14 protein-coding genes are annotated in these 21323 nt (G+C 48.7%); 12 read left to right on the top strand and 2 right to left on the bottom strand.

What is annotated here, in order from left to right:
* The first annotated feature begins 77 nt into the window (after positions 1-77).
* From AC0LWM_RS02940 to AC0LWM_RS02920, 5 genes are all read left to right on the top strand, one after another.
* Complete coding sequence (locus AC0LWM_RS02940) at positions 78-953, top strand: ABC transporter permease (protein WP_474673544.1); 876 nt, start codon at positions 78-80, stop codon at positions 951-953.
* A gap of 24 nt (positions 954-977) precedes the next feature.
* Complete coding sequence (locus AC0LWM_RS02935; RefSeq protein WP_474673397.1) at positions 978-1871, top strand: carbohydrate ABC transporter permease; 894 nt, start codon at positions 978-980, stop codon at positions 1869-1871.
* Positions 1872-1933: 62 nt separating this feature from the next.
* The gene (locus AC0LWM_RS02930) at positions 1934-3556 is read left to right on the top strand and encodes an extracellular solute-binding protein (RefSeq protein ID WP_474673396.1); all 1623 of its coding nucleotides are present in this window, start codon (positions 1934-1936) and stop codon (positions 3554-3556) included.
* 65 nt (positions 3557-3621) lie between these two features.
* Entirely contained in the window at positions 3622-5208 is a 1587-nt protein-coding gene (locus AC0LWM_RS02925) for a response regulator (RefSeq protein ID WP_474673395.1), read from the top strand.
* A 3-nt stretch (positions 5209-5211) separates the two neighbouring features.
* Positions 5212-6936: a sensor histidine kinase gene (locus tag AC0LWM_RS02920; RefSeq protein WP_474673394.1), complete on the top strand. Its 1725-nt coding sequence runs from the start codon at positions 5212-5214 to the stop codon at positions 6934-6936.
* Between the two features lie 98 nt (positions 6937-7034).
* Here AC0LWM_RS02920 and AC0LWM_RS02915 read toward each other — a convergent pair whose 3' ends face one another.
* On the bottom strand, positions 7035-8789 hold the full coding sequence (locus AC0LWM_RS02915) for a glycoside hydrolase family 35 protein (RefSeq protein WP_474673393.1): 1755 nt from the start codon (positions 8787-8789) through the stop codon (positions 7035-7037).
* Positions 8790-9006: 217 nt separating this feature from the next.
* On the opposite strand from AC0LWM_RS02915, the gene AC0LWM_RS02910 reads away from it, so the two are divergent.
* The 7 genes from AC0LWM_RS02910 (at position 9007) to AC0LWM_RS02880 (ending at position 20275) form a co-directional block, all read left to right on the top strand.
* Complete coding sequence (locus tag AC0LWM_RS02910) at positions 9007-10554, top strand: response regulator transcription factor (RefSeq protein WP_474673392.1); 1548 nt, start codon at positions 9007-9009, stop codon at positions 10552-10554.
* Positions 10551-12254 (top strand): sensor histidine kinase, encoded by a 1704-nt coding sequence (locus AC0LWM_RS02905; RefSeq protein ID WP_474673391.1) that lies wholly within the window; start codon positions 10551-10553, stop codon positions 12252-12254. The genes AC0LWM_RS02910 and AC0LWM_RS02905 overlap by 4 nt, the downstream gene beginning before the upstream one ends.
* A 118-nt stretch (positions 12255-12372) precedes the next feature.
* Positions 12373-13344, top strand: coding sequence for an ABC transporter permease (locus tag AC0LWM_RS02900; protein WP_474673390.1), 972 nt, complete (start codon positions 12373-12375; stop codon positions 13342-13344).
* On the top strand, positions 13338-14210 hold the full coding sequence (locus AC0LWM_RS02895; RefSeq protein ID WP_474673389.1) for a carbohydrate ABC transporter permease: 873 nt from the start codon (positions 13338-13340) through the stop codon (positions 14208-14210). Before AC0LWM_RS02900 ends, AC0LWM_RS02895 begins: the two co-directional genes overlap by 7 nt.
* A gap of 56 nt (positions 14211-14266) precedes the next feature.
* Positions 14267-15910: a type 2 periplasmic-binding domain-containing protein gene (locus AC0LWM_RS02890; RefSeq protein WP_474673388.1), complete on the top strand. Its 1644-nt coding sequence runs from the start codon at positions 14267-14269 to the stop codon at positions 15908-15910.
* A 163-nt stretch (positions 15911-16073) separates the two neighbouring features.
* Complete coding sequence (locus tag AC0LWM_RS02885; protein WP_474673387.1) at positions 16074-18002, top strand: alpha-galactosidase; 1929 nt, start codon at positions 16074-16076, stop codon at positions 18000-18002.
* The gene (locus AC0LWM_RS02880) at positions 17999-20275 is read left to right on the top strand and encodes a glycoside hydrolase family protein (protein WP_474673386.1); all 2277 of its coding nucleotides are present in this window, start codon (positions 17999-18001) and stop codon (positions 20273-20275) included. Before AC0LWM_RS02885 ends, AC0LWM_RS02880 begins: the two co-directional genes overlap by 4 nt.
* 43 nt (positions 20276-20318) lie before the next feature.
* Here the strand turns inward: AC0LWM_RS02880 and AC0LWM_RS02875 are convergent, their stop codons facing one another.
* Complete coding sequence (locus tag AC0LWM_RS02875; protein WP_474673385.1) at positions 20319-21197, bottom strand: AraC family transcriptional regulator; 879 nt, start codon at positions 21195-21197, stop codon at positions 20319-20321.
* Positions 21198-21323: the final 126 nt, after the last annotated feature.

Raw genomic sequence — 21323 nt, 5'->3', positions numbered from 1 at the left:
AAGAGAATAAACGGATAGGAAAGCAGGAGGTGAGCCGGTTGGCGAAGCGTTTTATACAGCAGTGGGATCTACAGATTATGGTCATTCCTGCGATCATCATGATCATTATATTTTCATATTTCCCGATGTGGGGGATTCTTACAGCGTTTCAGGATTATAGTCCGGCGAAAGGGTTTTTCGGAAGCGACTGGGTAGGGTTCAAACATTTCAGGATGTTTTTTAACGCGCCGGAATTTTGGCAGATTATGCGGAATACGATTGTGATCAGCCTTCTCAAACTGATTGTGGCGTTTCCGGCGCCGATCATTCTCGCTTTGATGTTGAACGAAGTGAAAAACGCGGCATTCAAGCGGATCGTGCAGACGGTCAGTTATTTGCCCCATTTTATTTCATGGGTAATCGTATCGGGGTTCGTCATCTCCTTGTTGTCCGTTGATAACGGCAGCGTGAACTTGCTGCTGGAGAAGCTAAATCTGATCGAAGAACCGATCCATTGGCTATCGATACCCGAGTACTTCTGGGGAATTCTGATTTCGACGGGCATCTGGAAGGATATCGGTTTCGGAGCCATCGTTTATTTGGCGGCCATCGCGGGAGTCGATCCCCACATGTACGAGGCGGCTGAAATCGACGGCGCAGGCCGGATGCGGAAATTGTTTTCCATTACGATTCCGTCCATCGCACCCGTAATTATCATATTCCTCATTTTGGCGGTAAGCCAAATTTTGAATGCGGGTTTTGAAGAAATATTGCTGCTTACCAACCAAGGTCAGAACGTTGTGCTAAGACCGGTAGCGGAAACGATCGATACGTACGTCTATCGCGTGGGGATCGAGAACTATCGTTTCTCGTATGCGACGGCAGCCGGTTTGTTCAAGGGCGTGATCAGCGTCGGTCTGCTTGTGATCGCCAACTGGATCGCGAGAAAACTCGGGAACTCGAGCTTATGGTAACGGTTTTAAGAAAGGAGGCAGCCTTTGAAACGCTCAATCGAAGATCATATCATTGACATCACGATATATGTTTGCTTGCTATTACTTGCCTTTGTAACCTTGTATCCATTCTGGAATTCCCTGGTCCTTTCTTTTAACAGCGGAAACGATACGGCGGCCGGAGGCGTCACGTTCTGGCCGAGGGATTTTACATTGGAAAACTATAAATATGTGTTTAAAGACAGCCGTTTGATTCATGCCTTCTGGATCACCGTTGCAAGAACGGTCGTAGGCACTTTTTTATCCATTATGCTCACATCCATGTTTGCTTATGCGATGTCCAAGCGCGGCCTGATCGGCAAAAAGTTTTATATGATCCTTTGCGTCATTACGATGTATTTCAGCGGGGGACTTATTCCGAGTTATTTGTTGATCAAGGATTTACATCTAATGAACACCTTCTGGGTCATGATTATCCCGGGTCTCGTCAGCGTCTGGAATATGATCATTTTCCGTACCTTTTTCCAAGGCATTCCTGACGGACTGGATGAATCGGCCAGAATCGACGGCTGCAACCATATCAATACGTTTTTCCGAATTATTCTGCCTGTATCCGGGCCCGTTATCGCCACGCTATCGCTGTTCACCGCGGTCGGTCATTGGAATTCATGGTTTGATGCTTCCATCTATATTTCGAATCAAAAGCTGCTGCCACTACAAGTCATACTGAACCAAACGATACAATCGATTTTGTCGGTTGATGCTTCCACGCAGGTCAGCGCGACGAAACAGGAATTTTTGCTGAACATGCAGAGCGTCACGCACAAATCGGTCGTTATGGCGACAACGATGGTAGCGACCATTCCAATCATTATGGTGTACCCTTTCGTGCAGAAATATTTTGTCAAAGGGGTACTGGTCGGGTCCTTAAAAGAATAGTGGATGTTACGAGCCAAAAGGCGATAACATATAAAAAGATGATACGAGAGGGGTATCGATGCATGAAAAGGAAAAAATGGCTGACCGGCATGTTGGCCGGCGTTCTGGCTGTCAGTACGCTGATTGCCGGCTGCGGCAGCAAAGAAGAGAGCAAAGCCGAAGGGAATGGAAATACCGGGGGAGCTGCAAGCCAAGACCAGCCGCTTGACTTTACGATGTACAATTTTGATGACGGATGGCAGCCTGCACCTTGGGGACAGACCGTTACGACGAAGTGGATTCAGGAAAACAAGAAGGTCAACATCAACTATTTGCCGACGAACGGCAACGCCAAGCAAAGGTTCAACGCCATGTATGCCAGCGGCGAGCTGCCCGACGTCATTGCGCTTGGGCCAGGCCCTGAGCTGGATCGGTTGATCAGCGAAGGCCAGTTGGTCGAGCTGGATCCGTATCTTGACAAATATCCGAATCTGAAGAAGTCTGCCGGCGATATGATCCTCAATATCAACCGTTCTGAAGACGGCAAGCTTTACCTCATTCCGGACTGGTATGTCGGCGGCGATCACTTGAACGGCAACGGCGGTTATGCCGTGAACCGGAAAATTTACAAAGAGATGGGCTCGCCGAAGCTGGAGACGTTAACCGATCTTGAGAGCTATCTGCGTGCAGTCAAACAAAAATATCCGAACGTCATTCCGCTTGAGGTCGGCAATCCTTACGATATCAAGATGCTGTATTCGGCATTTAAAGAAAACAGCACGCCGTATTTTGTAAGCAGAATGTTCTACCCGGACGGCAACACGGTGAAAGCAATTACGGAAGATCCTGCTTTTAAAGAGTTCATTCTGTTCGCTAGCCGTATGTTCCGCGACAAGCTGATGACCCAGGACGTGTTTACCCAAAAAACCGATCAATCGGTTGAAAAGCTGAGCCAAGGCAAAGTTGCCGTGGCGCTTGGCGGAGGCTTAACGGGCAGAGCTCGCGTTCCGAACTCTACCCTGCGCGCCCAAGATCCGGATGCAGGATACGAATTTATTTGGCCGATCCACAAGGAAGGATTGGACAAAAATAAAATATATCCGAACTATACCGGCAGAGAAGGCGGCGGCAAAATCGTCATTACGAAAAAAGCGAAAGATCCTGAGCGTATTTTCGCTTTCCTGGATTGGGCTACGAGCGACGAGGGGCAAGCGGTTCTCTGGTTCGGACCTCCTGGATTCCTGTGGGATAAAAAAGATGAAAACGGCATTCCGATTCCGAATGACAAATACAAAACGATGGATAAAGCAGAGCTGGACAAGATGCAAATCTCCGACAACATGATGGCCGGCAATGCTACCTGGGTCGACCTGGCCAAAGTAGCCAGAGACAGCCTTCTGCCTGAGGAGCAGCGGGATTTCCAGACAAATGCACAAGTGAATATCGCCTGGAAAACGTCGATGGATATCACTGCGTTTGCCAATACGGACCCGCAAGGAGAATCTGAAGAAGGCATTATTTTGCAGTCCGTGAAAGACATTTTTGATCAGGCGTTTTCCAAAATGATTTATGCCAAATCCGACGAAGAAGTGGAAGCGATTCTGACCAAGGCGAAGGAAGACATGAATAACGCCGGCTTCCCTAAAGTGCTTCAGTTTGTCGAGAAGAAATGGCAAGATAATCTAGTTAAAATTAACGGTAAATAACTTCAAGTTTGCCGGGGGGGAGAGTATACTTGTTGAGTGTACTCTCTACCTTTATATAAGGACTGATGGCCATATATAACGTGTTGCTTGTCGATGACGAACAGTTGGATTTGGAAGTTTTGCAGCGATTTACGCCTTGGGAGCAGCTTGATATGACGATCGTTGGGGCTGTGAACAGGGGGGCGGCCGCCTTAAGTCTGTTGCGGGAGCAACAAGTGGATATTCTCATCAGTGACATCAAAATGCCGATGATGTCCGGATTGGAGCTGGCTGAGCAGGCAAGAAGCTTGCTTCCTCATCTGAAAATTATTTTTATAAGCGGTCATGACGATTTTCAATATGCAAAAAAAGCGATTTCGATGAATGCCAGTTCTTACATTCTCAAACCTGTGGATGATGAGGAGCTGCTGAACACGCTGCAGCTTGTCAGAGAGCAATTGAAGTATGAACGGGAGCAATTGAAGAAGGTAGAGCAAGTGGATTCATCGATTCCGCTGCTGCAAAATGAAATGATGCATCAGTGGCTGCGGGGAACGATCGATTACGGCATCCTCTACCGGTTTCATGAAGGAAGCGGCATTTTCTGGCATGGCGGACAAAGCTGCGTCGCCGTTATCGAATTGGATGACATGGCTTGGAAATTGAAGACGTTCTCCGACGATCAGCGAGCATTCGCCATCGATCATGTTTTTCGTTTGATTAGCGATTATATTCAAGTCCGGCAATTGGGGATGTATTGCAAAACGGGAGATGATAAGGTTGTCATCGTCATGGGCGGTTCGGGACTCGATCCTGCGGAAACGATGCAGTCTTTGGTCGATCATGTCCGGAACCATTCCAACATGACCATTACGGTTGGACTAGGTTCGTCGGTCGCCTCCCTGAAGGACGCCCCGAACTCCTATCGGAAAGCGTGCAAGGCGCTCGCGACAAAAATGTTTGTCGGCAAATGCCGGGTGATTACGCTGGAGCAAACGGAGGGCGAAATCGTTCAAACATCGCTCGACCTTGAGCAAATCATGGAGAAGATGTTTGCGGCCACGGCGAGCTACGACATTGTGCTCATACATGACAGCTTGGAACAGCTATTCGAATTGGTGCAAAGCCTTAAGGACAAGCCGTCTGTATATAACTTTGCTTTGTTTGTCGTTTCGAAAACCGATTTTTTCCTGCAGTCGCTGAACGTCAGTTTGTATGATTTGCTCAGCATCGATTTGAAAAATTTGAACGTGCTTTACGATTTCGAAACGATTGACGATATCAAGTCGTGGCTGCGCAGGCAGTTGTACGAAGTCTCCGAGCATCTGCATAACAAGAAGAAAAATCCGAACCAAAAACTGATCGATGAAATCGAAAGATACGTTGAAACGAATCTTGGGACATCGCTGCAGCTGCGGAATGTAGCCAAGTTGTTCGGGTTTTCGCCCAACTATTTGGGTTATTTGTTTAAAGAGGCAACCGAAGAACAATTCGGCGATTTCGTCACGAAGAAACGGATGGACAAAGCCAGGAAGCTTCTTCAAGACCCGAAGCTCAAAATCTATGAAGCGGCCCACCTCGTAGGTTATCAGAATCTGACCCTATTCAGCAGGCATTTCAAGCAATGTTTCGGTCTTTCGCCTGCCGATTACCGCAAACAAGGCCAGGTGTAATCAATGAAACGGTTCTCCTTCAAATATAAACTGATGGCTTCCTATATGCTGCTGGTCATGGCGTCTGTCCTATCCATCGGATATTATGCTTATTATACTTCCGTGCAGTATGTGAAAGAACAGACGATTCAGAACGTGACAGGGACGCTCAAGCAGGCCCGCGACAACATCGAGGGCAGAATGCAAACGGTGGAGAGGGTCAACAACCAGCTGTACTTGGATCAATCGCTGCAGCGGGCATTAAAAAAACGGCTTGAGCCATATGACAGTTACCAGACGATCACCCAGAACGTCATTCCAAAGCTGGAATCGGCGTTGAATTTGTCGACGAATAACGTCGCGCTCGATTTGTTTTTGAATAACGAAACGCTGCCGGAAATCTATGATACGGAGACCGGCGAAGACCCGCTCTTGCATGGAAAACGGTATGATCTGATTCAATACACAAGAGTCGAGCAGCTGGATTGGGTGAAGAAGTTTCAAGACATGCATTCGGAATCCTTATGGACACAGGTCGAAACGGATTCGAAGTTCGGCAATGTTTCATTGCTCCGAAAAATGATGGATTTTCAAACGATCACAGAGATCGGCATTATGCGGATTACCGTCAAAATGGACGATATATTCGGAAACCTGAATTATAGCGCCAGCGGAGACGGCATCCCCGGTAATTTGGCCGTGATCAACGGCAAGAACGAAACGGTTTACGAGAGCCGGAGCAATCCGCTCCCCAAGGATTGGAAAGCGAAGGCGGGGGCTTATATGCAGATTAGCGAGCCTATCGAAGGACTGAACTGGCGTGTGATGGCGCTTGTTCCGCTTCAGGAGCTTGAACATGCGGCCCAAAAAGTAAGAAACGTCACGCTGCTCGTCTGTTTTATCAGTTTTGCGGTACTCGTGGCGATCGGCGCGGTTGTATCCAATTCTTTTTCCAAGCATATCAAAAAAATTGTTCTTTCGCTTCGAGCGTTTCAGGAAGGGAATTTTGCGAAACGAATCCGATATGCCGGCAATGATGAGTTTGCGCAAATCGCCACTGCGTTCAATGAGATGGCTGAAAATATAGAAAACCTCATCCAAGAGGTCTACATCAGCAACCTGCAGAAAAAAGAAGCCGAGCTGGATGCGCTTCAGGCTCAAATCAAGCCGCACTTTTTGTACAACACGTTGTCTTCGATCAGCCGGCTCGCCCGATTGGGCGAAACGGAAAAGCTGCACCGCATGGTCAGCGAACTGGCGACTTTCTACCGTCTGACGTTGAACCGGGGGAGATCGATCATCCCGATTCGCGACGAAATACAGCAGGTCCGTTCGTACATCGGCATCCAAAAGATTAAGCATGTCGACCGACTTGACGTTGATTTTGACATTCACTTTTCTGTCTTGGAATACGATACATTAAAGCTAATTTTGCAGCCGTTTGTGGAAAACGCCTTGGAGCATGCCATGTACGAAGAGGGCCTTCATATACAGATCGTTGCTTACCAGGAGGAAGGGACGATCGTGATGGAAGTCAAAGATAACGGGATCGGGATGAGCGAGGAGACGATAAGCAAAATTTCCGGGAGTAAGGATCAAAGCGTCGGTTACGGGATTCGGAATGTGAATGATCGGATCAAGCTGCAATTCGGGGAATCGTTCGGCGTTACGATTCAAAGTGGAGTGGGACTCGGGACGACGGTTCGCATCGTCATTCCTTTGTATCGGGAGTTGTCTGTTAGAAGTTAAATCAGAGAAAAGGATGGAGAGCCGATGAATCAGCCCTCCATCCTATTATAAGTTTCGGGGAATCAACTTCGAAGCCAAGCCCCACTTTGTGGGGTTATTTACCCGAGAATCGCGTTGTCGCGAAGCGTGACGACCGGTTCTTCGGCGCCATGCAGCTCAAACAGTACAAGTTCGTTTTCTCCCTGGCGGAGAAGAGGACCCGGGATGTACAGCGTTTTTTGCGGTCCGACCGTTTCCCAATAGCGGCCTAGGTTAAAGCCGTTGATGTAGGCGATGCCTTTGTTCCAGCCTTTCAGCTCGAGGAAGGTGTCCGCAATTTCGTCAACCTGGAACGTGCCTTTGTAGAAGGCCGGTTTGCCGTCCGATTGTGCAGCCGTCGGCTTATATTCCAGCTTCGACAAATCTTCCAGCGGCAGCGTGTGGATCGTCCAATGGTACAGGAACTGTGCCCCGAAGCGGATGCCTTCCGTAATGCCCTTCACGTCCCGCAAGTATGGGCCGTAGTTGTTGCGTCCCATAGCCTCGACGAGCACGCTGAGCGTGACGCCTTCAGGCGGGATACTGAAAGTAACAGGCTCCGCATCTTTGTTCCAACGCTCGACGACACCTTTATACTCGCCGTCTACGAAAATCTGCGCGCGGTCGTGCACGTCCTGGAGGTTCAGCTTCGTTTCGCCGCGAGGGCCGGAAATCCGCGTCGTGTACAGGATGAAGCCGTAGTTTTGCCCCAGCAGCTCCATCGGATCCGGGCACGTTCTTTGCACCGGCGCCGACAGCTTGTCCAGGGAGTCGAACAGCGGCGCTTGCTGCGTCATGTTGACTTGGCCGTAAGCAATTTTCTTGATCGGTTCAGGCAGCTCAAGCGGCCCAAGGTCGACATACTTGGATACGACTTCGCGCACGGCGTAGAACTTTTCCGTTACATCGCCGGATTCGCTGATCGGCACATCGTAGTCATAGCTTGTAATCGTCGGCATGTACGTGCCGTCGTCGTTCGCGCCGCTCCAGAAGCCGAAGTTCGTTCCGCCGTGGAACATGTAGAAGTTGACCGATGCATCCATCGCCAGCATGTCGTCGAATACTTTCGCCACATCGGCCGCGTCGCGGGTATGATGCTTCTCGAACCAGTGATCGAACCAGCCGTTCCAATACTCCATGCACATGATCGGGCCTTCCGGCTGGTAGATGCGCAGCTCGGCGAATGCTTCCTTCGGACGGGAGCCGAAGTTTACGGTTTCGAGCACGCCCGGTACCATGCCGCCTTGCAGCATGAAATCTCCAGGACCGTCGGAGGTGAACAGCAGCACATCGATGCCGCGCTTGATTTTGCCTTGCCGCAAGTGTTCAAGATATTGGATGTCGTTGCCGTAGCTGCCGTATTCGTTCTCGATCTGCATCGCGATGATCGGCCCGCCGTTCGTGCAGAGCAGCGGAACAAGCTTCGCCATCAGGACGTCGTAATAAGCGTCGATTTTATCGAGGAACGGCTTGTGGTAGCAGCGCAAACGCATGCCGGGATCGGCCAGCAGCCATGCCGGCATTCCGCCGAATTCCCACTCCGCGCAAATATACGGACTTGGGCGAACGATAACATGCAGCCCCAGCTCGCCTGCCGTCTCGATAAACTTGACGATGTCGGCGATGCCTTCGAAATTGAATTGTCCTTCCTTGGGCTCGTGTAAGTTCCACGGCACATACGTTTCCACCGTGTTGAAGCCGCAAGCCTTCAGTTTCAGCAGTCGATCCCGCCAATATTCGGGAACGATGCGGAAATAATGGATTGCGCCGGAAATAAGCCTGACCGGCTTGCCGTCAAAAACAAATTGATTCCCTTCCACAGCAAATATAGACACAGAATAGCCCTCCGTTTATTTTTACGTATATTTGTGAACTTATCACTTCGTTTATAGTATATCATACCTTTCGTATATTTTCATATAATTACTTTTAATTTCGATTTACAAAAACGGGCATAAATCAGGATAAAAGTTGTCTCGAAATCCGTCATTGATGATGGCTGCCGATTCATGCTACGATCTTTTCGATCATGCTGCGAAAGGGTGAATAACCATGTATAAAATGTTAGTTGTCGATGACGACCGTTCCGAAAGGGAAGGGGTCAAATTTTTGACGGAGCAATTTAACTGGGGACTTGAAATCGCCGAAGCGGATTGCGGGGAAGCGGCGCTGGAATACATCCGCGACTCAGGGAATATCGATATGATGCTGACGGACATTCGAATGAGAGAGCTCGACGGGCTTCAGCTTGCGCAGCAGGTGAAGAAGCTGTCGCCCCATACCAAAATTATTTTTATGAGCGCCTACGGTGAATTCGAGTATGCCCAGAAAGCAATCGATTTGAAAGCGATTCATTACATCCTGAAGCCGGTGGAAATCGGCGAATTTATGCGTGTCGTGTCGGGCGTGATTGAAATGTGCGACGAAGAACGGCGGCAAAAAAAGCAAAACGAAAGAATCCAGGAAGTTTATTGGAAAGGAATCCGTTACGAGAAACAAAAGTTTTTGTACGATTTGATTCATGGCCGGGGAGCTGCCGCGGAAGAAGATCGCGAGGGCACGGTCATCCATTTCAGCGGTTACCGCTACGTGCGGATGGCGATGATGCATGCGGGAACCCGTTTTTTTGACACGATCGAGCTTGGCGCAGTTGAACCGATTCTGGAGGGAGCGACCGGCGGGAAAGCCGATCTCGTGAACTTGAACGAGGTCCAGAGCGTGTTATTGTATGAAGGCAAACCCGAGGAAACCGAAGGCGATTTGATACAGATGGGAACGTTTCTAGCCGGATGGTTTAAAGATCATTATCATGTTGACGTAACGATCGTCATCAGCGGGCTTATCGAAAATCTCGGGCAAATTAGCAGAGAATATAATCTGATGGAAACGATGCTCGCCAATAGGTTTTTTATGGAACGAGGGGCTGTGTTGTACTCGGGTGAGGTCAGATCGGGAGACCGTGACATTTCCTTATACACCCGTAACGTTCTGCTGGACATGGTGGAGTGGTTGAAGGGAATCGAAGTTGAAAGCGATAAAATCGTTCTGTTGATCGAGATGCTCCAAGGGGGAAAAACCGTCTCGGAAAACTACGTCAAATATGTGTGTACCGAACTATTGAAGTCGATCATCGGCCGTCCGACAGAGCAAAATGTAAACGGATACATGATGAGCCTGGAAAGAATCTATCATGCTTCTTCGCTTCGCGCGCTTCTGGAGGCGATGCAGTCGATCGGTGAAGATTTGGTATCGAGCGCGGATCGGCCCCAGGAGCTGCTTCGCCGAGTAATTGAAGACGTAGTACTCATGATCGATCGGGAGTACAGCAGTGAAATCACGCTCGAGAGCATCGCCGGAAGGGTGTATTTGAGTCCGGGTTATTTGAGCCGCCTGTTCAAGAAGTACAAAGGAAAAAGCATTATCAAACATATCACGGCGATTAGGCTGGAAAAGGCGGGCGAACTTCTCCTGACGACGAACAAAAAAATTACGGATATTGGCAAGGAGGTTGGCTACCCCAACTTTGCTTATTTCTCGGCATTGTTCAAAAACAACTATGGGAAAACTCCATCTCAATACAGGGAAGAGCACGGCCTATGATGACAAAGTCGATCCGAATTTTCGCGCGTTTCAAATTTAAGCAGAAGCTGTTTATGTCGTATCTCATCGTTACGATCATACCGATGATGGTTCTTGGCATTTATTCGTACGGTCAATCGAAGGAGTTGCTCAGCAATCAAGCGAAGCAAGGCATCGAAAGAAACATTGGCACGGCCGTGAACAGCATTACGTACAAAATGGACTTGTACAATAATTTGATTCAATTGATTGTCGTTAATCGCATGCTTCAAAATATAGTGTCCATTCCTGACGGCGAAGCGGCAGATTTATCGACTATGTCCCATCAGTTAAAAGAATATTTGGATCCGTATTTCAGCATGATGCTAACGACTTACCACGGGATTGACAAGCTGACGATCTATACGGAAAGCCCCGTTCCGGAATACGGCGATTATTTGCGCTCGGCCGAAGCGGTATCCGATCAAAGCTGGTATAACGATGCGCTGAGCAAATTCAGCATCCGCTGGTATTATGATGAACCACAGCACGCGGCTTACGCGGTGAGCAAATTTCCGGAAACGTTCATGCCAGGCCACCATGTATTATACATGCATATGAATACGGATAGTATTTTTATGGATTCCATGAAGCTTCTGAATGATTACGGACTCATCGTTTCGGATTCGAAGGGTACAACTTTATTGAAAAATGTACGCGCGAACAGTTGGTTTCCTTCAGCCGCTCTGCCAAGTCAAGAGAATGATATCGCCACGACGGGCGGGATCGATTGGATGGTGATCCAGAAAAAAATTCCGAATACGGATTGGACGATCCATTGTTACGTGCCGATTGACCAAATATCCGGAAACGCTGCACCAATATTGTACGCGACCTACATAGTGCTCGGCATTTGTATAGGGATTATGCTTATTATCATTTCTCTGTTTGCTAATGGAATGCTGCGGCGCATTTACCGGCTCAATCATTGGATGAAACGCGTGGAGAACGGCGGGCTTGAGCTGGATATACAGAATACGTCCAAAGACGAAATCGGCGAGCTCATCGATCGATTCGGCAATATGCTGTTCCGTATCAAAGAGCTGATCCAGGAAGTGCGCCGGAAGGAGCTGCACCGGCTGCAAGCGCAGATGAATCCGCATTTTTTGTATAACACGCTCTCGTCCGTCAACTGGAAAGCGCTAAAAACGAAATCGTATGAAATAAGCCGAATCGTGACGTCGTTGTCCAAGTATTACCGTACGGCGCTCAACAAAGGGGACAATTTTACAACGGTTCGAAATGAATTGGAGAATGTGAAATCGTATTTGGACATTATGCTTATCACGGATGATTATCGCTTTGATGTCATCTACGAAATCGATGAAGAGGTGAATCGATTTTACACGATCAATATGATCTTGCAGCCGCTCGTGGAAAATGCGATCAAGCATGGCGTTCACCGGAAAACCGATGGACGTGGGGTCATCACGATTTCAGCTTGTCTTGGGGAAGGTACCGTTCAATTTTCGATTATGGATAACGGACCCGGGATGGAAGAGGAGGTTGTCCGAAAGATGATGACACCTCGCTCCGCCGGATATGGTTTGAGAAATGTGCACGAAAGAATCGAGCTTTTTTTTGGCGTTGGATACGGGTTAACCGTTCGAAGTTATGGGAGCGGGGGCACAGCCATGATGATCACGATCCCTCAGACTGCGATGGACGCGGCATCCGTTTGAATGGTCAAAAAAACGAAAAGGAAATCAAATAAGTGATAATGAAGCCAGGTACACCCCATGCTATACTTTCACCAAGAAATGAATGCGCATTCATAAAACAAAGTTAGGAGATGAAAAAATGAGCAAAACGGCAGCGCTTTCCGGACAGCCTGAATGGAAAAAAAAGCCGGAAACCAAGGATGCCGGGTCCAAACGTTACGCGTTCAAAAAATACCGGGTCTTGTTAATCATGATGATTCCTGCCGTACTGTACGTCACGATTTTCAATTATGTGCCGATTTACGGGCTATTGCTGGCGTTTGAAGATTTTCAAATTACGAAAGGTTTTTTCGGTAGTCCGTGGGTCGGCCTCGCTCATTTTGAAAAAGCGTTTCAAGATCCGGATTTTTATCTTGTACTTAAAAATACGGTGTTGATCAGCTTGTACCGCATGCTGTGGGGATTTCCCATTCCGATTTTATTCGCGATTTTATTAAGTGAAGTGAAGAACCTCAAATTCAAGAAAGTTGTCCAGACGGCTTCCTATTTGCCCCACTTTATTTCATGGATCATCCTGGGTGGTATTTTCATGAGCATTCTTTCCCTTGATGGACCGATCAATGCGATACTTGGCCTTTTCGGGGTCGATCGCATCTTGTTTATGGCCGACACCGGCTATTTTCGGTCGATTCTTGTTACAACGTCGATCTTGGCAAGCTTCGGTTGGAGCTCGATTATTTATTTTGCGGCGATTACGGGCATCGATCCGCATTTGCACGAGGCTGCCGTCGTTGACGGCGCAGGCCGGTTCAAGCGAATGATTTATATTACGCTTCCTCTGCTCATGCCGGTCATCAGCATTATGCTCGTCATGTCGATGTCGGGTATTCTCGATGCCGGGTTCGACCAAATCTTCAACATGTACAACCCGAAAGTGTATGATGTTGCCGATATTATCGATACCTATGTTTACCGAAAAGGCTTGGTCGATATGGACTACGGCTACGCGACGGCGGTAGGCTTGTTTAAATCGGTTATAGGTCTCGTCTTGATGCTGACGGCGAATGCGTTAGCCAGAAAGATAGGGGGCGGAGATTATACATTATGGTAAGGCATGGGAGCAAAATCGCTGACCTGTTGCTGTATGCATTCATGACTATTGTTTTAATCATCACGTTGTATCCGTTTTGGACGCAAGTGGTCATTTCGCTTGATGGCGGGGATGCCGCCTACAGTTCATTTATGCTGTTTCCGAATCCGATCTCGTTTGACAGCTACAAGCTCGCGTTTGAATATGATGCGTTGTGGATCGGTTATAAAAATACGATCATGCGGACTTGTCTTGGCGTAGCGGTCAGCATTCTGGCAACTGCAATCACCGCTTACCCGTTATCGAAAAAAGATTTGCCGCTTAATAAGTGGGTCACGCGATTTATGTTGATCCAATTTATTATCGGCGGGGGCTTAATCCCGAACTATCTGTTAATCAAGTATCTCGGGTTGTATAACACCATATGGGCGCTTGTCATTCCCGGCATGATCAGTACGTTTAATGTCATCATCATGCGCAATTTTTTCCGCTCGCTTCCGGAAAGCCTGGAAGAATCGGCGATGGTGGACGGTGCAGGATTTTTGAAAATATTTATTCGGATTATTCTTCCCTTATCGATGCCGATCATTGCCACGGAAGCGCTATGGGTCGGTGTCGGCCATTGGAACGCTTGGTTCGACGCTTTGATTTATACAAATGACACCAATAAAGAGATGCTGCAACTCGTGCTGCGAAGAATTATTATCCAGAACAACCCAACCCAATTCAGCGACATCCTAGCGAAACTGCAAGACAAAAATCCTTATTCCGGGAGGCAGCTCCAGGCAACCGTCATCATGCTATCGATCCTTCCGATGCTGGTCGTATATCCTTTTTTGCAGAAATACTTTGTAAAAGGCATCATGCTGGGAGCTATTAAAGGTTGACCGTATAAACGTCAAAACCTTTGAATAGAAAAAAGGTTAAAGGAGAGGGTTGAAAAATGATCAAAAGGAAATTGGGAATGTCCGTGCTCGTCTGCTTCGTTTTGCTTGTTGCGTTACTCGGCGGATGCGGCAATTCGGATTCGGAAAAACCGAAGGATCAAGAAAACGCCCAGTCGAATGACACTGAAAAGTCAAGTGACGACGGAAATTCGAAAGGCGCAAAAGAGAAAATGAAACTAAGATTTTTTACTTATTATCCCGAGCAAACGAAGATCGACGGGTACTACATGAACTTCCTCAAAAATAAATTTGATTTCGATGCGGAATTTATTGTAACGTCTTCCGAAACCTCCAAAGAAAAGTTAAATCTAATGCTATCATCCGGGGATATTCCCGATTTTTACGGGGCCTCTAATTTTGAAGAATATGATAAGATGATCAAGCAAGATCTCGTTGCTGAAATCAATCCCAAAGACTTGGAAACCTATGCCCCTCGTTTTTGGAAATTCTTGCACAAAGTAGCCGGTGAAGATCCTTTTATGAATACGAGGAGAGACGGAAAGGTTTATGGTATTCCGGGTCTGTGGGATTTGGGGCCGCACGTTTATGCACTTGCTTTCCGTGAAGATTGGCTGAAAAAAGTAGGGATCACGAAAACGCCGGAAACACTCGATGAAATGGAAGAGGCATTGACAAAGTTCACAAACGACGACCCGGATGGAAATAGTAAAAAGGACACCTATGGCCTTACGGGTACGGCAGAAGGTGTAGGCGGTCTGTTCTCCTATGTATTCGGCGCATACGGCGTATACCCAGGAGCATTCACCGAGGATAACGGAAAGATCGTCCGAGGAGAAATTTTGCCAAGCGCCAAGGATGCGTTAACGGTTCTGAATCGCTGGTATGCGAAAGGACTTATCGATCCTGAATTTATTGTAAACAAGGATAATAATGTTTCCGATAAGATGGTTCAGGAAAAGGTAGGAGCGGTCGGTTCGTACTGGTATGGATTTGCTCCGAACGGCGTCTTTTGCTGCAACGATGTCTATGCCGCACTCAACAAGAAAAATCCGCAAGCCAGCTTCGTTATGATACCGGGTCCGAAAGGTCCTGACGGAAAGTATGGCATGGTGCAAACGAATCCGATTTACGGAGCGGTCAGCGTGTTTGGGAAGCAGCTCGAGAAAGATCATGACAAACTGATTAAATATCTTCAGTTATTCGATTATACGTCCTTCGATGTGGAAGCCAAAATCGCTGTAAGGTACGGGGAAGAAGGAACAACCTTTAAAAAGAACAGCGACGGCTCTTTCTCCTACATTCCGCCGTATGACGATCAAAAAGAACGGTGGAAATACGGCTTTGACGGCTCTTATTCCGTTCCGGGCGGATGGAATGACGATTACGACTTGGATTTGGCGTCCTTCGATACACCGGACAAATCTATGCTGCCAATCCGCGAAAAATTAATGAACATGGGAACAGGAAAATACGAAATATTGGGTGCCGTGACGAAGCCGATCTATAATGATCTTCATGAAAGATTGAATAAATTAACTTTGCAAACGTTCATCGATATGATTACCGGCAAAAAATCGGTCAGCGAGTTCGACAACTACGTGGCGGAGTGGAACAAACTGGGCGGCGATAAGGTGATGGAGGAAGCGCAGCAAGCTTATGACAAGCTAAAACAGCAATAAGAGTTCCATCTCGGTGTGGGACAGTGGGCGGCCTTCGTTCGAAGGCCGCCGATGAAAACCGTTTTTTTTGTTTTTTCTTATTGACGAATGAATCGCATTAATTTAGATTGTTGTGTGAAGCAAATTTTGGTTGTTTGATATCCATGGAGAGGAGCAATGGATTGTGGGCATTTCCATTCAAGATCAGAAAGTCGTCATTCAGAACGACTATATTTATCGGGAGATCGACATATCTGCAGGTTTGGCGACGACGGTATATCATATTCGTCCGAATGGCGAGCAGCGGGGCGATTTTTGGTACCCGGTATTTTCGTTTGAGTCGAACACACCTTATGAGGCGGCCGTAACCATCGGCGGCAAAACATATGAGGCGGGACCTTGGAAGCACCGGTTGAATTGGGATCGGGAAGGGGCTTTTTCCGTCGCCAAAGTAGAGCAGGACAGAGGCAAGTTCGGCGATGTGCTGCGTTTGACATGCGTGGGGCGAAGCGAGGAAGTGCCGCCGGTCGAGCTTGTCATCGAATATGAAATAGCCGACGAGCTTCCTTTGTTGACCAAAAATGTACGCGTGTACAATGTTTCGTCATCGCCCCTTACCGTAGATAATGTAACCGTTGACATTGTCAGACTGTTCGAAGGGAAAATCGAGCTGTCCGTATTCAGCGATTACTACTGGAACATTCAGAAGGAAGACGATTATTACGTTCCGTTCTCCCGGTTCGAATTCCCGAAACCGATCAACATGAAGCTGATGCCGGGGGAGCATTTTGAAACATTCAAATGCTACGAAGCCGTTACATCGGGGAATAAGGATGAGGCGTCCATCATCTTGCACCGGATCTACAAACAAATTGCGCCATGGATCACAACGCCGCAAATCAAGCGGATCGTGAATTCGTGCAGTTCGTACGAAGAACTGCTCGCCATGGCCGATCAGTCGGCCGCGGACGGCTTCGAGTCGGTTGAATTATTTGTAGGACAGCTGTTTACAAATACGGGAGATTATATCCCGCGGCCGGATCTGTTCCCGAATGGGGAAGAAGACATGAAGAAGCTGGTCGATTATTATCACAGCAAAAATTTAACCGTTCTACCGTATTGCTCGACGACAATCGCCTGGCACTCAAGCGAAGTTTGCAAGAAGCATCCGGATTGGCAGTATTTAGGGCCGGACGGCCTCCGCTTTTCGCCTGAAGGGCTGGGCAACATGTGCTACCAGTCGCCGTGGGGAGATTACGTCAGGGAGAAGCTGCTCCATCTCCTAGACCATATCGGCTTCGACGGTCTTGGACTCGATGGGCCTTATCATGGGCTTCCGTGTTTGGCGGCCGATCATCATCATGCGAATCCGGAAAGCGTTGAATTTATGAACTGGATGTGGGAGAAACGTTTCTTCAAGGAAGTGACGGACCGGGGCAAAATGATTACCGCGCCGCAAGAAATGCAGGCGATGTTCCTTGGCATGGGGCAGCGGCCGGGCGGTTACCGCGAGGAAGACCAGAATGTTATGGGCGGCATGCGCCTCGTTACGCAAACGCGTGCATTCGTATATGATTCGCGGTATAAAGATCCGGCATGCGCGACGTGGACGTCCTGCAACTTGGAGATGTATCATGGTCACAGCATCGAGCCTTCGGAAGAAAACCCGGCAACCTACGACCATGCGATTGGCGGGATGTTCGGATACGGGCATAGCGGCGTATTATACGGCAGAAAATCTTATTTCGGGGAAAATACGAAGCGAATTTTCGATAAATGGATTTCATTCTATAAAAAGTACCGAAAAACACTCGCCGGAGAAATGGTGCATTTGGCGCGGCCGAACGGTTATGAGCCGGATGCGGTGATGCATGTGTCGACCGAAGCGGAAATTCCCGCCGTGCTTGTCGTCTTTAACCCGGTCAATGCAGAGAAAAGCATTACGCTGGAGCTGCCGCTGAAATATGCGGGATTTGCAGACGGAGAAACGGCCCATGTGGAAAAAATCGGAGCGATGAAGCTGGATTCGCGCGGTCATGGCATCGTCACGCTGACGCTTGAGCCGAATGAAATCGCCACGCTGGGGATCAATCGGGAAGGACGTGCGCTATGAATCATCGACTTGCGCAAATGATGAACGAAACCAGCTGCTCGCTAGCTTTCAAATTGACTCAACATCAAGGCGCCGATCCTATCCGCTCGGCAACATGCATAGGGGCGGGGGCGGGCGGTGTACAGCAGCTAATGCTGGACAATTCGTTGTGGAAAATTCGTTATACTTGGAAACCGGCCGAATGCAATGAGGATGCTATCGATTGCGAAGTGATATTTAAGGTTATTCAAGGCAGCGCCAACGAAGCAAGTGTTTCGGTTGGTTTGAAGCTGGACAGCTGGTCGACGGAAAATTACCTGCTGATGCCCGCGGCGGCTTATAACGGCAACCGTTTTCGGGTGAGCGAGCAGCAGTATCCTCCGATGCTGACCCGCGAAGACGAGATCGGCGTCGATATTCCGACGACGATTACCGATGTGCCGAGACTAAGCCTGAATGAAGGACCGTCGAAAATCGAATTGCGGACGGGAGATTTGGCTACGCCGGCCGTCGGGTGTTACTGGCCTGAACATAAGAAAGGCTTGTTTATGCTGACCTACCAGCGAACGGCTCTAGGCGATTCCGGCTTGACTGTCGAAGAAAGCAGCGATCGATCGGAAGCGACGGTTTCGATTTCCGCGCCTGCGGTGAGAAGTTTTACATACAGCATGTGCAATTCGAAGGAGCGTTCGAGCGACCGCGGCCACAATTTCCAAGAACAAGACGAGGTGACGATCAAGTTCAGGCTGTATGTGTTCGATTGTCCGGACATTCCGGCGTTGTTCGATTATTTTTCGCATATTCGCAAAGATTTGACCGGTCCTGTAGAGCTTCGGCATGAAATTCCATTCTCCGCTTCATGGGACATTTTGGAGAAAAAATATAACCGCGACAACTGGGAGGGCGAACACGAGTTTTACCGGTCGTCGACGTCGCCGGATCCGGTGTTCGGCCAGTGGCAAACCGGTTGGGTCGGCGGGGCGATTAACACGTTACCGATGCTCGCCATCGGAAACGAACTATCCAAGGAGCGGTCGGTTCAAACCTTGAATTTCCTGTTTGATACGGTTCAGGCGCCTTCGGGGCTCTTTTACGGCATATTTTGCAAGGGCCGTATTCTCGGGGACGCTTTCCGCAACCATGAGGCGACTGAAATTGTTCTGCTGCGCAAAAACGCGGATGTGCTGTATTTTATGTCCAAACAGCTGATGCTCCTGGACAAATTAGGCGAACAAATACCGGCTCGTTGGAAAGACGGTTTGGTCCGGGCTTGCGACGCGTTTGTCCGTTTGTGGAACAAATACGGCCAATTCGGGCAGTTTGTTGACCTAATCAAAGAAGAAATCATCATCGGCGGCAGTGCAAGCGCGGGCATCGCGCCTGCGGGGCTGGCCTTGGCCGGCCAATATTTTAACCGGCCGGAATACGTCTCGATCGCTGAGCAAGCGGGGCAATATTATTACGACAATTACGTGAGACAAGGGGTAACGACAGGCGCGCCGGGCGAAATATGCCAATGCCCGGACAGCGAATCGGCGTTTGCGCTGCTGGAGTCTTATGTTGTCTTATACGAAGTGACCGGCGATAGGAAGTGGCTTCGTATGGCTGAGCAAACTGCGAAGCTGTGCGCAACATGGGTTGTGTCGTACGATTTCGAATATGCTGCGGACGCGGAATTCCGCAAGCTTGATTTGCGTTCGACCGGCGCGGTTTGGGCAAGCGTGCAAAATAAACACGCGGCTCCTGGAATTTGTACGTTCTCGGGCGCTTCCTTATTTAAGCTGTATCGAGCAACGGCTAACGAATTTTACCTGGAGCTGCTCCGGGAAATCGCGCACAATTTGCCGCAGTACCTATCCAGGGAGGACCGGCCGCTGCGTATTTCTTGGGGCGGCAATCGCACAGGAACCCAAACTTCGCCTCCTGGATGGATGGGAGAGAGGGTCAATACGAGCGATTGGGAAGGGAAGGATTGCATCGGCGAGGTTGCAGGCGGTTCTTGCTGGTGCGAGGTTTCCAACATGCTGACTTATTTCGAAGTGCCCGGCGTGTACATTCAGTCGGATACGGGATACGTTTGCGCAATCGATCACGTTGACGTCACGATCGTTGACAATGATAACGCAGCGATGACGGTGAAACTGGAGAACCGTACGAGCTTTAAAGCCAAGGTCAAGGTTTTCGTCGAAAGCACATCGGAGATGAAACGGTTGCTGGGCGAAAATGCATTGCTCCACCGTCAGACGGTTATGATCGAGGCGGGCTCGGCGTATACGTTAACGATTAATAAATAGCGCGTTTCCCGCGATCAAGCTTGTGTAAAGTCCGGGCCAATACTTACATTTCAAAGGCTCTATTGCTCTCTTCCCGGAACTCCCGTGGCGACCTGCCGACCAGTTGGCGGAAAAGCTTCGAAAAATAATGCACGGACGAAAAACCGTGCTTCTCTGCGATTTCCGTGACGCTGAGGTTCGTAAAGCGCAGATCGTACTTCGCCCGATTGATCCGATATTGGTTGACATACTGTACGGGCGGCAAGCCGGTAGCTTGTTTGAACAGCTCGAAGAAATAGCCACGGCTTAAGTGCAGTTCATTGTAGTAGGTTGCCAAGGGCTGCAGATCGCCGCGCACCAGATCCTGATCCAATCGTTCGAGCAGCTTGTTCATGCGGGGATCGGGGATATGCTCCTCTTTCAAGGCAAAGGCGAGAAAAAACTCGATAAACTGCTGAAAATGACTTTGGATCTTTAAGCTGCGTACGAATGTCCGCTCGTTCGTATACTCGTTATCGGTATAAAACATCTCGAATAGATCGATCCATTTCCGCAGCTTTTCCACTTTTGCATGCTCAGGGATGGAATGAGGAAATGAAGGTCCGATCAAGGACGGCAACAACTGGGCCGGATCATAGCAGATGATGCTAGGGTGAGCGGAAACGGCCCGGCGGTCCATATATGCCCAATCGAAGTAACAGCACACGTGGACCATCGGATCGTGGCTGTCGGCAATCCAATCGTGCGGCTGTCCAGCCGGCATGTAGATGAGGGAGCCGGGAAATGTTTCGTAGGTGCGCCCGCATGTATGAATGATGCCTTTACCTTCGCTTATCAAATAGAGCGATGAAGCGTAGCAAAACCGATTACGGCTCGCCTGTCCTCTGGAAAAGGGATATCGGGTTGCATAATATACATATGGATGAAAGCCGGCGAAATCCATGATCCCAATCCACTCCCTTTGCTGAAATCACTGAACAATTAACATGACTATCGTATAAAACAATGACAATTCTGTAAATACACAATAATCCCCCATTGATACAATGGTGTTGAATACGATCCAAGG

Source organism: Paenibacillus sp. sgz302148 (assembly GCF_056120465.1).
The sequence above is the reverse complement of the archived record's forward strand: the minus strand, read 5'-3'. Positions and strand labels throughout refer to the sequence as shown.

Coding starts and splice junctions, on each gene's coding strand:
- AC0LWM_RS02895 (WP_474673389.1), top strand. CDS start 13,338: ATGGTAAGGCATGGGAGCAAAATCGCTGACCTGTTGCTGTATGCATTC.
- AC0LWM_RS02880 (WP_474673386.1), top strand. CDS start 17,999: ATGAATCATCGACTTGCGCAAATGATGAACGAAACCAGCTGCTCGCTA.
- AC0LWM_RS02905 (WP_474673391.1), top strand. CDS start 10,551: ATGATGACAAAGTCGATCCGAATTTTCGCGCGTTTCAAATTTAAGCAG.
- AC0LWM_RS02925 (WP_474673395.1), top strand. CDS start 3,622: ATGGCCATATATAACGTGTTGCTTGTCGATGACGAACAGTTGGATTTG.
- AC0LWM_RS02875 (WP_474673385.1), bottom strand. CDS start 21,197: ATGGATTTCGCCGGCTTTCATCCATATGTATATTATGCAACCCGATAT.
- AC0LWM_RS02930 (WP_474673396.1), top strand. CDS start 1,934: ATGAAAAGGAAAAAATGGCTGACCGGCATGTTGGCCGGCGTTCTGGCT.
- AC0LWM_RS02900 (WP_474673390.1), top strand. CDS start 12,373: ATGAGCAAAACGGCAGCGCTTTCCGGACAGCCTGAATGGAAAAAAAAG.
- AC0LWM_RS02920 (WP_474673394.1), top strand. CDS start 5,212: ATGAAACGGTTCTCCTTCAAATATAAACTGATGGCTTCCTATATGCTG.
- AC0LWM_RS02890 (WP_474673388.1), top strand. CDS start 14,267: ATGATCAAAAGGAAATTGGGAATGTCCGTGCTCGTCTGCTTCGTTTTG.
- AC0LWM_RS02910 (WP_474673392.1), top strand. CDS start 9,007: ATGTATAAAATGTTAGTTGTCGATGACGACCGTTCCGAAAGGGAAGGG.
- AC0LWM_RS02940 (WP_474673544.1), top strand. CDS start 78: ATGGTCATTCCTGCGATCATCATGATCATTATATTTTCATATTTCCCG.